The organism is Variovorax sp. MSC1_012, from assembly GCF_023667525.1.
GTDB classification, from domain to species: Bacteria; Pseudomonadota; Gammaproteobacteria; order Burkholderiales; family Burkholderiaceae_C; genus Variovorax; species Variovorax beijingensis_B.
Genome location: NZ_CM174443.1, coordinates 1,033,007 through 1,046,423 on the forward strand (window position 1 = coordinate 1,033,007; position 13,417 = coordinate 1,046,423).

Sequence of the window (13,417 nt, forward strand, 5' to 3'; positions counted from 1 at the left end):
CCCCGCAAGTGCCGGGGCGCGCGAATTATGCCCGGCGCGCTTTGGGCGACCCATGAGAAACGGGGCCGCGCGGACGGCCCCGTTCTTGTTCAGCAGGCGAGTCGAAAACGCGTGCCCGGTTTCAGCGCAGGCCGAAGAACGAAAGCACGGCCACGACCACGACGACCAGACCGACGATATAAATGATGGAATTCACGCGAGGACTCCTCGTTGTTGACGACAGCTTCAGCATCGCGCCCGGGGTGTCCGGCTGCTGTCGGCGAGTGGCGGCCCGTGCTGTAGGACTCGCCAAGGCCCGTTCGACCGCATGCGCCGTGCCGGTGCGCCTCATGCAGCCGGCTTGCGGCGAGGCTCGGAGCCCAGCGCCTGCTCGAGCAGCCAGAGCATCGCCGCGCGGACGTCCTGCCCGTCTGCGCCGGCATCGATCTCGAGAGCGGCCCGGTCGAACGCGGCCGAAAGCAGCCGGGCGAGCGCATCGAGCGGCACCTCTGCCTTGCCCGCCCTGGCCCTTTCCAGACCCTGGCGCAGCGAGTTCGCCGAGGTGGCCTCGTCGATGGCCATGACTTCCGCGAGGCCCAGCACGGCCGGGCCCTCGATCAGCAGCAGCCGCGTGCGGCCCGGCACGGTCATGGCGTCCAGGTAGGCCTTGCTGCCCTCGATGAGCGCCTCGCGCGGCGTGAGTTGCCCGGGCGCGGCCGCCTCGATGCCGGCCGCCACGGCCTCGGCCTCGCGCAGCAGCACCTGCCTGAACAGGTCGCGCTTGTCCACGAAGTGGTGGTACAGCGCGCCGCGCGTGATGCCGGCGGCCGCGGCAATCTCGGGCGTCGACGTGTCGCCGTAACCCTTGCTGACAAAGAGGCCCCGCGCCGCCTCGATCAAGGCGAGCCGGGTGGTTTCCGTGCGTTCACGGTTGGTCCTGGACAGAGGGGTGGCGGCTGTCTTGGTCATTTACATACAGGCTGTCTGTAGATTAATATGGAGGCTTACATGCAGACTGTATGTGAACTGAAAGGACCGATGCCATGAAAGTGACGAGCTACTACCCGGTGATCATGACCAACGACGTGGCCGCCACGGCCCGCTTCTACCAGTCGCACTTCGGCTTTGTGCCGCTGTTCGCAAGCGACTGGTATGTGCATCTGCAGCTCGAAGGCGAGCCTTCGGTCAGCCTGGCGGTACTGGATGGCCGGCACGAGACGATTCCCGCCGCCGCGCGCGGGCAGGTGGCGGGCGGCCTGCTGCTCAATTTCGAGGTGGACGACCCCGACGCGGTGCACGACCGTCTCGCGGCCGCGGGCCTGCCGATCCTGCTGCCGCTGCGCGACGAAGACTTCGGCCAGCGCCACTTCATCACCAGCGATCCGAACGGCGTGCTGATCGACATCGTCAAGCCGATCCCGCCGAGCGCGGAGTTCGCCAGGCTCTACGAGGCCGGCGCACTTCCAGCCTAGGCCCCTGCTGCTCAGGCCCGCAGGGCTTCGTCGTCCTCTTCTTCGAGCGAGTCGCCCAGGAAGCCACCGCTCTGGTGCGCCCACAGCCGTGCATAGAGCCCGCCTTGCGCCATCAGCGTGCGGTGGTCGCCTTCTTCCACCACGCGGCCCTCGTCGAGCACGATGAGCCGGTCCATCGCCGCGATGGTCGACAGCCGGTGCGCGATCGCGATCACGGTCTTGCCTTCCATCAGCCGGTAGAGGCTCTGCTGGATGGCGGCCTCCACCTCGGAGTCGAGCGCGCTGGTGGCCTCGTCGAGCAGCAGGATCGGCGCGTCCTTGAGCATCACGCGCGCAATGGCCACGCGCTGGCGCTGGCCGCCCGAGAGCTTCACGCCGCGCTCGCCCACGTGCGCCTCGTAGCCGCGCCGGCCGCTGGCGTCGCCCAGCGTCTGGATGAAGTCATGCGCCTCGGCGCGCCGCGCGGCCGCTTCGATCTGGGCCGGCGTGGCATCGGGCCGGCCATAGGCGATGTTGTCGGCCACCGAGCGGTGCATGAGCGAGGTGTCCTGCGTGACCATGCCGATGTGGCTGCGCAGCGAATCCTGCGTCACTTGCGCGATGTCGCGCCCGTCGATCAGGATGCGGCCGCTCTCCAGGTCATGGAAGCGCAGCAGCAGGTTGACCAGCGTCGACTTGCCCGCGCCCGAGCGGCCGACCAGGCCGATCTTCTCGCCGGGGCGCACCACCAGGTTCAGGTCGTCGATGACGCGGCGGCCGGCATCCGCATAGCGGAAGCTCGCATGCTCGAAGCGCACCTCGCCGCGCGGCACTTCGAGCGTGCCGGCATCGGGCGCGTCGAGCACGGTGCGCGGGCGCGACAGCGTCTTCATGCCGTCCTGCACGGTGCCGATGTTCTCGAACAGGCTGGTCATCTCCCACATGATCCAGTGCGACATGCCCTGCAGGCGCAGCGCCATCGCGGTGGCCGCGGCCACCGCGCCCACGCCCACCGTGCCGTTCGACCAGAGCCACAGCGCGGTGCCGGCCATGCCCGCGGTCAGGCCCATGCTGAGCGTGTGGTTGACGATCTCGAAGGCGCTCACCAGCCGCATCTGGCCGTAGCCCGTGTACATGAACTCGCGCATCGCCTCGCGCGCGAAACCGGCCTCGCGCTGGGTGTGCGAGAACAGCTTGACGGTGGCGATGTTGGTGTAGGCGTCGGTCACGCGACCGGTCATCAGCGCGCGCGCATCGGCCTGCGCCTTGCCCACCTTGCCCAGGCGCGGCACGAAGTACATCAGCGCACCCGCATAGAGCACCAGCCAGACGATGAAGGGCAGTACCAGCTGCACGTCGAGCACGGTCACCAGCACGATGATGGTCACCACGTACACGCCCATCGCCACCACCACGTCGGCCAGCACGAACAGGGTGTCGCGTACCGCGAGCGCGGTCTGCATCACCTTGGCCGTGATGCGGCCCGCGAACTCGTCCTGGTAGAAGGCCATGCTCTGGCCCAGCATCACCCGGTGGAAGTTCCAGCGCAGGCGCATCGGCAGGTTCACCGCCAGCGTCTGGTGCTTGACGATGGTCTGCAACGCGACCACGCCGATGCTGATCACCAGCAGCGCGGCCAGCCACGCCAGCGTGTCGCCGCGCTCGGCCCACAGCCGCGACGGCACCTGGCCGCCGAGCCAGTCGACGATGCGCCCGAGGATCGCGAACAGCAGGGCCTCGAAGCCCGAGATGGCCGCGGTGAGCGCCGCCATGACGGCCATCTTGAGGCGCAGGCCCTGGGTGCAGGCCCACAGGAAGGCGAAGAATCCCGTCGGCGGAGGCGCCGGTTCGGCTGCGGGATAGGGATGGAGGAGTTTTTCGAAGAAACGGAACAAGGCGTGCGGTCTCCAGGGGAAGCCGCGACTTTAGCCCGGGGCGGTATGTCCTTGCCCCGAAAGGGTGCGTTCCGGCGTCATTCGCCCAGAACACAGAACCAGTGCCAGCGCACCACGCGGTGCCCGCAGTAGCGGTCGACGACGCGCGCAGCCAGTTCCTGGTTGGCGTACATGTCCGAACGCCTGTCGACCCAGACCATGGCCTCGTAGAGGTCATCCGAGTCGCCAGTCAGGTCGAACTTGTCCAGCAGGGCATTGGAGAGTGCCCAGTTTGAAAATTCGTCGCCGCTCGCTGCCTGGTTGCGCAGCAGATCGAGCCTGGACTGCGCCACGGCAATGAACGGGTCTGCCGCGGCTGCCCGCGCAGCTTTGCCCGGTGGCGTGACACTGACGGCCGGACTGTTCATTGCGAAGGTCAGGAGAACGCCGGAGACAACTGCCCCCGTGGCGAAGGACCCGATGAGCTGCGTCCGCTTCGAGAGCCGAAGCATGACTGCGGCTTTTGCTGCGGACAGGCATCGAATGGTGCGGTTGAACATGGCAAACCTTCTTGTTGTAGATATTGGTGCGCGAGCGTAGGCGACCACCGCAGCCGCGGCGTCATCGGAAGCGATGACGCTGGCGTGCGGCCGCTCAATCCGCCAGGCGCGCCTGGTGCCGCGTCGGAGGTGTCGAGTGGTGCAGCAGGCGCAGCAGATCCCCCTGCCTGGACGTGCCGGTCTTGGAGTAGATCCTCTGCAGGTGGGTGCGGATGGTCGGTTCGCCCACGCCCAGCATGCCCGCGGCCTCGGTGCCGCCGAGGCCTTGCGACAGCGCCATCAGCACGCGCAGTTCGCCGCCGGTGAGCCCATGCAGCCGTCCGAATGCCTCGCCAGGCATTGGCGGCGGCTGCACGGGGTCTTGCATGAACACGGCCACACTTGCCGCGAACGGCGCGAGGATCCCGGCACGCCGGCCATCGGCAACCGGCAGCAAGGTGGCGACGTAGCCCCCGCCGGTTCCATCGGGGATTCCGATCGCATGGTCCCTGGTGCGCATGTCGGCACCCTCACGGCCTGAATCCTGGATCGCCTGCGTCAGCGCGGCACGAGCCGCCGGATAAACCGGGGACAACCGGTTGTCGACCAGGCGCATCGCCGTGCCCGACCGGACCTGTCGCTCGGCCGCAGTGTTCATGTAGACGACGCGGCCGTCGCGCGCCGCCAGGAAAACACCGGCTGCCAGCCCATCGAGGGTCCTCTTCAGCACCTCGGAATTCAGCACCTGGATATCGAGCGCATCGGAAATCGCCAGAGCGCGGCAGACATGCGGCGCAAGAAGCCTGAACAGAGCAAGGTCGCTCTGCTGGTAGGCCTGCGACTTGTCGCTGCGCGACGCGTGCAGCGACGCCATGCGCCCGCCGGTGCGCAGCGCTGGAAACCAGATGATGTCGCGCAGGCCGTAGGGCTGCATGACATCGCGGTAGAAACCGGTGTCGTGCAGATGGAAGCGCTCCATCGACAGCGCGCTCACGTCTCCGAGGTTCGAGAGCACGTCTGCCGCGGCCATCGGGCTTTCGGCATACCCGGCGCCGAGTTTCTGCAGAAACTCCGGCTCGTAGCCGAAGACGTACAACTGGTCGTTCTGCAGCTGCCTCAGGTCGTGCACGCAGATGCCGCCGCCGATGCTGTCGCAACGCGCCGCGATCATCCGGCATGTTGCAGCCCACCGCTGCGGGTCGAGGGAGCAGTCGTAGATCGCACCGATCAGTTCCGACAGCTCGGCGGCGGGAATCTGTTCCGGGGCCGTCATTGCACACGGTCCCGAAACGATACCCGAACCGGGGGCACAAGGTCCGCCGAATGCCATACGATGCGGGGCTGATTCATCGACGAATCGTAGGCAGGCGGGCTGCGTCGCGTAATAACCTAAACAGGTGATCCATTGAATGCAGGAGTTGCGTCCCCCGCCCAGCCTTCAATGAACGATGGCACCGAGCCAATCTACGCGCTGTGGGACAAGCTCGCGAACTACCGCATCGGCGACGGCGATGAAGCGCTCGAGCACCTGCTCTGCAGCCTCTGTTCGATCTTCGGCGCGCAGAACGCACTTTGGTCGGTGGTCGTGCGGCTGCCGAGCCCCGCGGTGGGCGACGCGTTGAACGGCTGGCGTCCGCTGTTCGTCCGGCTCCTGCGGCCTTTGCCGCCGATTGCCGCTTCGGTCCAGGAGCAGTTCGACACCTTGTGGTCGCCGTCCGTCGACCTGTCACAGATCCTTGCCGTGTCCGGCGAGGAACCGTTCCGCGTCCAGCTCCTGTTTGAAGCGCTGCCTCCCGAGTGGTTCAGCGGTCCGCACTACCAGCGCCACTATTTGGCCATCGGACACGCGGACAGCATGTCGATGCGTTGCGCGATCAACGACGATGTGCGGGTGCACCTTTTCATTTTTCGAAGCACGGAAAGTCCCCGGTTCTCATCAGCGGACAAGAATCCTTTCGGCCTGGCGCTTCGCGGGCTGCGCTGGTTCTATCGTCAGCAATTGCTGAGCCACGGGCTCCTCATCGCGAACGCGCCGCTCACCGCCATGGAGCGCAGGGTCTTGCTGGGATTGCTCGAGGGCAAGGCGGAGAAAGCGATCGCAGCCATCCTGGGCCAAAGCCCGAATACGACGCACATCCACGTGAAGTCGATCTATGCCAAGTTCGGCGTCCATAACCGGTCGGCGCTGACTTCCCTCTGGCTCGGGCGCCTGCCCGAAGCCCGCTGATCGAACATCGATCGATGGCGCGGTGATCCCGCGCGTCATTGTTTCCGATGACTCCTTGAGCGTGCGATCTCCCTAGGCTCGGGACCTCGCCGTTCCGCGTGGAAAGGCGTCACACGCGATTCCAACCCAGGAGTTGACCATGAACACGAGCCGAATCTTCCCGCTTCCGCTGTCGACCGACGCAGCCAAGGTGCCCAGCCCGTCCGTGCACGGCACTTTCACGCGTGCTGCCTCCGCTCTTGTGCGGCGCTGCGCCGCCGAAGCGGTCGATCCGCGGGAACGCTATCTCTCGCAATCGGTCAATCCTGAAGATCTCGAGAACCGCATGCGTGAATGGGAAGCGTACGAAGCCCGCCGGCGATGCCTTCCCCCCGCACTGTGAGGGTTTCCTGCTCTATCGATTCCCTGATGGGAAATGCCTGCAGCTACAGTCGATGCAACGCCTTCAAGGAGCATCGGCTTGACCCACGACAACACCACCTCGCGCCTGCCCACGTATTTCATCTCGCACGGCGGCGGTCCCTGGCCCTGGATGAAGAAGGAAATGGGCTCCACCTACGACCAGCTGGCTGCCGCGCTGGCCGACATGCCGCGCCAGATCGGCCGCACGCCGGATGCCATCCTCATGGTGTCGGCCCATTGGGAGGCACCGGTCTTCACGGTGCAGGGCAACCCGCACCCGGCGATGATCTACGACTACGGCGGCTTTCCCGCCCACACTTATGAAGTGCGCTACGACGCGCCGGGCTCGCCCGAACTGGCGCGGCGCGTGCAATCGCTGCTCGAAGCGGCCGGGCTGCCCGCGGCCATCGACCCCGAGCGCGGCTTCGACCACGGCATGTTCTCGCCCATGAAGGCGATGTACCCCGATGCCGGCGTGGCGGTGGTGCAGCTGTCGCTGCGCCGCGGGCTCGATCCGGCCGAGCACCTGGCGCTCGGCCGCGCGCTTGCGCCCCTGCGCGATGAGAACGTGCTCATCGTGGGCAGCGGCCTGAGCTACCACAACCTGCGCAACTTCGGCCCGCAGGCGCACGGCGCGTCCAAGGCCTTCGGCGACTGGCTCGACCACACGGCAGTGCAGTCGCCGCCGCAGGAGCGCGTGCAGCGCCTCGCGGATTGGGCGGCGGCCCCTTCGGCGCGCGTGGCGCATCCGCGCGAGGAGCACCTGATTCCGCTGATGGTGGCGGTCGGTGCGGCCGAGCAGGAGCCGGGCGAGCGCGTCTATCACGAAGACGCGTTCATGGGCGGATTGGTGGTGTCGAGCTACCGCTTCGGGGCTGGCGCCAGCTGAAAAGGCGGCGCGTTGGCAAAATCGGGTGATGCCTTCCATTCCCGACTCAGATCTCAATACAGAAGCCCGCCTCTTGATCGAACGCATCGCCGCGAGCGGCACGCGCCACGACGTGGTGCACGGCGGCGTCCGCGTTTGCTGGCGCCGCTTCGGCGGTGAAAGCGCCCATGCGCCGCTGGTGCTGCTGCACGGCGGCCACGGCAGCTGGATGCACTGGCTGCGCAACGTCGAGGCGCTCTCGGCCGGGCGCACGCTGTGGCTGCCCGACATGCCCGGGTTCAACGATTCCGATGCGCCGCCGCGCGCCGCGCCCGGCGAAGATCCACTCGGCCCGCTGCTCGATGCGCTGGGCGGATCGCTCGACCAGCTGATCGGCGCGGGCACGCCCATCGACCTGGGCGGCTTCTCCTTCGGCGGGCTCACCGCCGCGCGCTTCGCGGTGCGGCGCGGCGCCATCCGGCGCCTGGCGCTCGTGGGCAGCGGCGGCCACGGCACGATGCGGCGCATGGCGGTGGAGATGATCAATTGGCGCGCCGCGCCCGATCGCGAACAGGAACGCGCCGCGCTGCTGCACAACCTGGCCGCGCTGATGCTGCACGACAAGGCCGCGATCGACCCGGTGGCCTTCGAGATCCACGACATCTCCTGCCACGGCACGCGCTTTCGCAGCAAGGAGGTGTCGCAGGCGGGCGGTCTGCAGGCCGCGCTCGACACGCTCGGCGGGCCGCAGCTGCTGCTCTGGGGCGAGTACGACGTCACCGCCGATCCGCGGCCGCTGGTGGCGCGGCTCACGGCCGGCCATCCGCAGCGCGAAGGCGTGGTGATCGACGGGGCAGGGCATTGGGCGCAGTACGAGCGCGCCGATGAATTCAACCGGCTGCTGCTGCGCTTCCTGGGCTGAGCGTCGGGCCATTCATCGAATCTTAAAAAGCCTAAAGAGTTATTAAAGCCTCAGGGTCAGCATCCGGCGGCGAGGCGGCCATGCCGCTTCGAACCTTCGACTTTCCACCCTGAGGATCCTGATGAAGAAGCAAACCCGCCTTGCCGCCCGAGGCCCCCGTTTTCATGGCCGCCCGGCCTTCACGGCAATTGCCGTTGGCGTCGTCTCCGCCACTTGCCTGGCACCTGCATGGGCACAGTCCGACGAAGAAAAATTCCAGGCCGGGGGCTCCCAATGGGGCCTCGGTATCGCGGCCGGCATGGATCGCAAGCCCTACCGTGAATTCGACGACAAGGCGGTCGTCATCCCAATGGTCACCTATGAGAACCGGTGGGTCAGCGTTGCCGGCCCGAGCCTCGACCTGAAGCTCCCTTCCGCCGGCCCGGTGTCGTTCCGGCTGCGCGCGCGCTACGCGTCCGACGGCTACGAGGCCGAAGACTCCCCCTACCTGACCGGCATGGATGAACGCAAGGCCAGCATCTGGCTCGGGGGCGCTGCGATCTGGCGCAACGAGTTCGCCAACCTGTCGGCGGAGCTGCTGGCCGACGCTTCCGGGCACAGCAAGGGCACCCGGTTCAAGCTGCAGGCCGACCGCCGCTTCACCTCGGGTGCCTTCAGCTTCACGCCGCGGCTCGCGGTGCATTGGGCCGACCGCAAGTATGTGGACTACTACTACGGCGTACGCGCAGCGGAATCGCGCGCGGACCGCACTCAGTACGACGGCGAATCCGCCGCGAACGTCGAACTGGGCCTGCGCGTGGACTACGCCGTGGCGCCGAAGCAGACGCTGTTCCTGGACCTCAGCGGCACCAGCCTCGGCAGCGGCATCAAGAACAGCCCGCTGGTCGGCCGATCGAGCCAGACCGGCGTGCGCGTCGGCTACCTCTACAGATTCTGAAGCGAAGGAGTCCCGGCGGAGCCCAGCGCCGGAAACAGCACGCGAATGCCGAGGCCGCGGCCGTCGAGCCCGGCGCCGGTCTCGATCGCCGCGCGATGCACCTCGGCGATGCCCGCCACCAGCGACAGCCCGATGCCGCTGCCGCGCGACGGCGTGCCGGCCACGCGGTGAAAGCGCTTGAAGATCGCGGCACGCTCCGCGGCCGGCACGCCCGGGCCGTCGTCGGCCACCTCGAGGTAGACGCGCCGGGCCTCGTCGGCTTGGGTGCCCGCCGCGTGGCCGCAGCTCACGCGCACGCGGCCGCCCTTGGGCGTGTAGCGCAGCGCGTTGTCGACCAGGTTGCGCAGCAGGATGCCGATCTCGTCGATGTCGCAGCGGATGGTGCACGGCCGCGCGTCGAGCAGGATGGTGCGCGCGTGCTGGAGCGCATGCACGTCGTACTCGTTCGCCACGTGCATCACGAGCGCGCCCAGGTCGGCCGGCGCATGCTGCGGCGCATTGGCGCCCGCATTGAGGCGCGCCAGATCGAGCAGCTGCTCCGACAGGCGCGTGCTGCGCTCGGCCACGGCGAGCAGCTTGGCGAGTGCGATGTCCTTCTCGGCCGCGGTGGGTGCGCGCAGCGCGATCTGGGCTTGCGCCTGCAGTGCCGAGAGCGGCGTGCGCAGTTCGTGCGCCGCATCGCCGATGAAGCGGCGCTCGCCCTCGACCGCCTCGTCGAGCTGCCGCAGCGCATGGTTGAACGACGCGACCAGCGGATGCAGTTCGCGCGGCAGCGGCGCCGGAGACAGCGGCGTGAGGTCGAAGCTGCGCCGCTGGCGCATCTGCTCGCCCAGCGCCAGCACCGGCTTGAGCGAACGGCGCACCACGAACCACATCAGTGCGCCCACGAGCAGCAGCAACAGCGTGTTGATGACCAGCGCGGTCATCGCGTCCTCGCGCAGTTCGGCGTCCACCACGCTGTGCAGGTTGCCCACCTGCACATGCACGCGGCCAGTCTTGTCCGAGGCGGAGTAGACGCGCCATCGCGCGCCCGCGATCACGCTGGTGGCCGCGCCTCCGACGAAGCCCGGCCGCAGCGGGGTGTCGGGCGCGCCGGGCGAGCGCACGAGCAAGCGGTCGCCGTCGAGCCAGATCTGGAACGCGAACGCGTCGCTCTCGGGCAGCGCCTCGTCGCGCAGCTGAAGGCCGTTGGCGCGCGGCTGCAGCCTCTTGAGCTTGTCTTCGCCGGGAATGGTCAGCAGGATGCGCGTGGCGACGGTCTGGAGCTTGTCGTCCCAGATGCTGTTCCTGTTGTGCGTGAGGTAGACGAACAGCACCGTGAGCGCCACCGCCCAGCACAGCGCGATGGTCGCGGCGATCACCATGATCATCCGCGCCTGCAGCGAGTTCAGCCTCATGGACGCGGCTGGCCCACCACGTAGCCGTGCCCGTGCACGGTCCGGATCAGGTCGTCGCCGAGCTTGCGGCGCAGCTGGTGAATAAACACCGCGATGGTGTTGCTCTCGACCGCGCTCGCGCTGCCGTAGACGGCGTCCTGCAGATGGTCGCGCGTGACCACGTGGCCGGGCCGCTCGAGCAGTGCCAGCAAGGTGCGGTATTCGTGCGCGCTCAGCGTCACCTCGACGCCGGCCTTCGACACCACGCGGCGGCTGCGGTCGACCTCGATGTCGCCGTGCGAGAACACCGGGATCACGCGGCCCTGGCTGCGACGGATGACCGAGCGCACGCGCGCCCAGAGCTCGTCGAACTGGAAGGGCTTGACGATGTAGTCGTCGGCGCCTGCGTCGAGCCCGTGGATGCGCTCGCTGAGCTGGCCGCGCGCGGTCAGCATCAGCACGGGTGTCGGGTCGTAGCGGCCGCGCATCGCGCGCAGCACCGAAAGCCCGGACTCGCCGGGCAGCCCGATGTCGAGCAGCACGGCAGCATAGGCATGGTCGATCAGCGCGAGCCGGGCCGCGGGCGCGTCGCAGACATGGTCGATGGTCCAGCCGCCCTGGCGCGCGCCGTCGCACACCGCCTCTCCCAGCATGGCATCGTCTTCGACCAGGAGCAGGTGCATGGGGGTGGGTGTGGGGTGTGGCGCGCGGGAAGCAGTGCGGATGATGCCTCAGAGTTTTTAATATCTCTTTAAGCCCGAGCTTCGCTATTGCTTCACCAGCCCGAGCTTGCGGATGATGTCGCCCCACTGCTCGTAGGTCGCGCGCGTGAGCTCGGCCAGTTGCGCGGGGCTCGACGACTCCGCTTCATAGGCGCCCTGGCGGAAGAAGTCGCGCGTGGCGGGCATCGCGAGCACCTGCGCGAGTGCGGCGTTGAGCCTGGCGACCACAGGCGCCGGCATGCGCGCCGGACCGAAGAAGCCGAGCCAGCTCGGCATGTCGACCCCGCTCACGCCCTGCTCGGTCATCGTGGGCACGTCGGGCAGCATCGCGCTGCGCCTGGGCGCCGCCACCGCCAGCATGCGGACCTTGCCGGTGGCCGTGTTCTGGATCGCGTTGGGCGCCGCATCGAAGTAGTACTGCACGCGGCCTGCGAGAAAGTCCTTCGCGGCATCGGCGCCGCCCTTGTAGGGTACGTGCACCACGTCCAGCCCCGCCTGCTTCGCGAAGGCCTCGCCGTAGATGTGCGAGGAGGTGCCGGTGCCGAAGGAGGCATAGCTCATCTTGCCGGGGTTGGCCTTGATGTAGGCCACCAGCTCCTGCACCGTGCGCGCCGGCACACTCGCGTGCACCGTGAGCACCAGCGGGCCGCGCGCGCCGAGCGAGATCGGCGTCAGATCCTTGAACGGGTCGTAGCGCACCTGCGCCAGCGTCTGCGGGTTCTGCGCCACCACGGAAGAGGGCGCGTACATCATCGTGTAGCCGTCGGGCGCGGCGCGAATCACTTCCTCGGTGGCCAGGATGAAGCTCGCACCCGGCCGGTTCTCCACGATGACCGGCGTCTGCAGCACTTCGCCGAGCTTGTTGGCGACGAAGCGCGCCTGCGCATCCGAGGCGCCGCCGGCCGCCAAGCCGAGCACGATGCGGATGCTGCGGCCCTTCTCGGGGAAGGCCGCGGGCTCGGCTGCGAGCGCGGTACACGGCAGCGCGGCCGCGCCGAGTGCGGACACCAGCCCGAGCCACGCGGCAACGCGCCGGCGGCCGATGAAGGAATGCGGCCAGGCCTTCATTGCTTGGCCAACCCGACTTGCTGCACCATCGCGCCCCAGCGCTCGTAGGTCGAGCGCGTGACGCCGGCAAATTCCTCGGGCGTGCTGGCCCCGGCTTCGTAGCCGCCGCTGCGGTAGAAGTCGCGCACCTGCGGCATCGCCAGCACCTGCGTAAGCGCCGCGTTGAGCCTGGCGACCACCGGCGCGGGCATGTGCGCGGGGCCGTAGAAGCCGAGCCAACTCGGCAGGTCGAGGCCCGCCAGGCCTTGCTCCGCGAAGGTTGGCACCTCGGGCAGCGCGGCAATGCGTGCGTTCGCGGCAATCGCCAGGATCTTCACCTTGCCGGTGCCCGAGGTGATGATGGCCGAGGAGGCCGAATCGAACATGTACTGCACGCGGCCGCCGATCAGGTCCTTGGCCGCGTCCGAGCCGCCCTTGTAGGGAATGTGCACCGCGTCGATGCCGGCCTTCTTCACGAAGGCCTCGCCGTAGATGTGCGACGAGGTGCCCGCGCCGAACGAGGCATAGCTCACCTTGCCGGGGTTCGCCTTCACGTAGGCGATGAGTTCCTTCACGTTGCCGGCTGGCACGGTGGTGCTCACCGACAGCACCAGCGGCCCGCGGCCGCCCATCGAGATGGCGGTGAAGTCCTTGAACGGGTCGTAGGGCACCTGCGAGAAGGTGTGCGGGTTCTGCGCCATGGTCGAGGAGGGCGCATAGAGCAGGGTGTAGCCGTCGGGCAGCGCGCGCGCCACCTCGCTCGCGGCCAGCATGGTGCTGGCGCCGGGCTTGTTGTCGACGATCACGCCGGTGCCCAGCACCTCGCCGAGCTTCTGCGCCACGATGCGCGCCTGCGCGTCGGTGCCGCCGCCGGCCGTGAAGCCCACCACGATGCGTATCGGCTTGCCGCCGCGCACGGGAAAGTCTTGTGCCAGCGCCAGGGGCGCCATGCCCAGGAGGGCGGCCGCGCCGAGCGCCGCGCCGAATGCGCGGCGGGTGCCGCAGGGTTTCTTCATCGATGTCTCCGTTTGGAATGTTCTTCTTATATTGGTTTAGAAAACCATAAAAATCCA

15 protein-coding genes are annotated in these 13,417 nt (G+C 68.1%); 6 read left to right on the plus strand and 9 right to left on the minus strand.

Translation table 11 applies throughout. The features are described 5' to 3' along the window. Positions 1-121: 121 nt before the first annotated feature. Together L1081_RS04815 and L1081_RS04820 are read right to left on the minus strand one after the other, a co-directional pair. Positions 122-331 (minus strand): hypothetical protein, encoded by a 210-nt coding sequence (locus L1081_RS04815; protein ID WP_489415430.1) that lies wholly within the window; start codon positions 329-331, stop codon positions 122-124. Then, positions 328-948, minus strand: coding sequence for a TetR family transcriptional regulator (locus tag L1081_RS04820; protein ID WP_489415431.1), 621 nt, complete (start codon positions 946-948; stop codon positions 328-330). The genes L1081_RS04815 and L1081_RS04820 overlap by 4 nt, the downstream gene beginning before the upstream one ends. Before the next feature lie 74 nt (positions 949-1,022). On the opposite strand from L1081_RS04820, the gene L1081_RS04825 reads away from it, so the two are divergent. Then, positions 1,023-1,451, plus strand: a complete 429-nt coding sequence (locus tag L1081_RS04825; RefSeq protein ID WP_489415432.1) for a VOC family protein — start codon at positions 1,023-1,025, stop codon at positions 1,449-1,451. 11 nt (positions 1,452-1,462) lie between these two features. Here L1081_RS04825 and L1081_RS04830 read toward each other — a convergent pair whose 3' ends face one another. From L1081_RS04830 to L1081_RS04840, 3 genes are all read right to left on the minus strand, one after another. Next, the gene (locus L1081_RS04830) at positions 1,463-3,325 is read right to left on the minus strand and encodes an ATP-binding cassette domain-containing protein (RefSeq protein WP_489415433.1); all 1,863 of its coding nucleotides are present in this window, start codon (positions 3,323-3,325) and stop codon (positions 1,463-1,465) included. A 77-nt stretch (positions 3,326-3,402) separates the two neighbouring features. Next, complete coding sequence (locus L1081_RS04835; RefSeq protein WP_489415434.1) at positions 3,403-3,864, minus strand: hypothetical protein; 462 nt, start codon at positions 3,862-3,864, stop codon at positions 3,403-3,405. A 94-nt stretch (positions 3,865-3,958) separates the two neighbouring features. Next, positions 3,959-5,116 carry a PAS domain-containing protein gene (locus L1081_RS04840; RefSeq protein ID WP_489415435.1) on the minus strand — a complete coding sequence of 386 codons (1,158 nt, stop codon included), beginning with the start codon at positions 5,114-5,116 and terminating at the stop codon, positions 3,959-3,961. Positions 5,117-5,284: 168 nt separating this feature from the next. Between L1081_RS04840 and L1081_RS04845 the strand changes: the two genes are divergently transcribed. The 5 genes from L1081_RS04845 (at position 5,285) to L1081_RS04865 (ending at position 9,199) form a co-directional block, all read left to right on the plus strand. Next, complete coding sequence (locus L1081_RS04845) at positions 5,285-6,070, plus strand: LuxR C-terminal-related transcriptional regulator (RefSeq protein ID WP_489415436.1); 786 nt, start codon at positions 5,285-5,287, stop codon at positions 6,068-6,070. A 139-nt stretch (positions 6,071-6,209) separates the two neighbouring features. After that, entirely contained in the window at positions 6,210-6,452 is a 243-nt protein-coding gene (locus tag L1081_RS04850) for a hypothetical protein (RefSeq protein ID WP_489415437.1), read from the plus strand. Positions 6,453-6,530: 78 nt separating this feature from the next. Continuing rightward, positions 6,531-7,361 (plus strand): DODA-type extradiol aromatic ring-opening family dioxygenase, encoded by an 831-nt coding sequence (locus L1081_RS04855; protein ID WP_489415438.1) that lies wholly within the window; start codon positions 6,531-6,533, stop codon positions 7,359-7,361. A 28-nt stretch (positions 7,362-7,389) separates the two neighbouring features. Further along, positions 7,390-8,262, plus strand: coding sequence for an alpha/beta fold hydrolase (locus L1081_RS04860; protein ID WP_489415439.1), 873 nt, complete (start codon positions 7,390-7,392; stop codon positions 8,260-8,262). 121 nt (positions 8,263-8,383) lie between these two features. Further along, on the plus strand, positions 8,384-9,199 hold the full coding sequence (locus L1081_RS04865) for a MipA/OmpV family protein (RefSeq protein ID WP_489415440.1): 816 nt from the start codon (positions 8,384-8,386) through the stop codon (positions 9,197-9,199). Here L1081_RS04865 and L1081_RS04870 read toward each other — a convergent pair. From L1081_RS04870 to L1081_RS04885, 4 genes are all read right to left on the minus strand, one after another. Continuing rightward, on the minus strand, positions 9,187-10,596 hold the full coding sequence (locus tag L1081_RS04870; protein WP_489415441.1) for an ATP-binding protein: 1,410 nt from the start codon (positions 10,594-10,596) through the stop codon (positions 9,187-9,189). The two genes, L1081_RS04865 and L1081_RS04870, sit on opposite strands and share 13 nt — an antisense overlap. Continuing rightward, on the minus strand, positions 10,593-11,258 hold the full coding sequence (locus tag L1081_RS04875; RefSeq protein ID WP_125964762.1) for a response regulator transcription factor: 666 nt from the start codon (positions 11,256-11,258) through the stop codon (positions 10,593-10,595). The genes L1081_RS04870 and L1081_RS04875 overlap by 4 nt, the downstream gene beginning before the upstream one ends. An 84-nt stretch (positions 11,259-11,342) precedes the next feature. Further along, the gene (locus tag L1081_RS04880; RefSeq protein ID WP_489415442.1) at positions 11,343-12,365 is read right to left on the minus strand and encodes a tripartite tricarboxylate transporter substrate-binding protein; all 1,023 of its coding nucleotides are present in this window, start codon (positions 12,363-12,365) and stop codon (positions 11,343-11,345) included. Continuing rightward, complete coding sequence (locus L1081_RS04885; protein WP_489415443.1) at positions 12,362-13,360, minus strand: tripartite tricarboxylate transporter substrate-binding protein; 999 nt, start codon at positions 13,358-13,360, stop codon at positions 12,362-12,364. Before L1081_RS04885 ends, L1081_RS04880 begins: the two co-directional genes overlap by 4 nt. Positions 13,361-13,417: the final 57 nt, after the last annotated feature.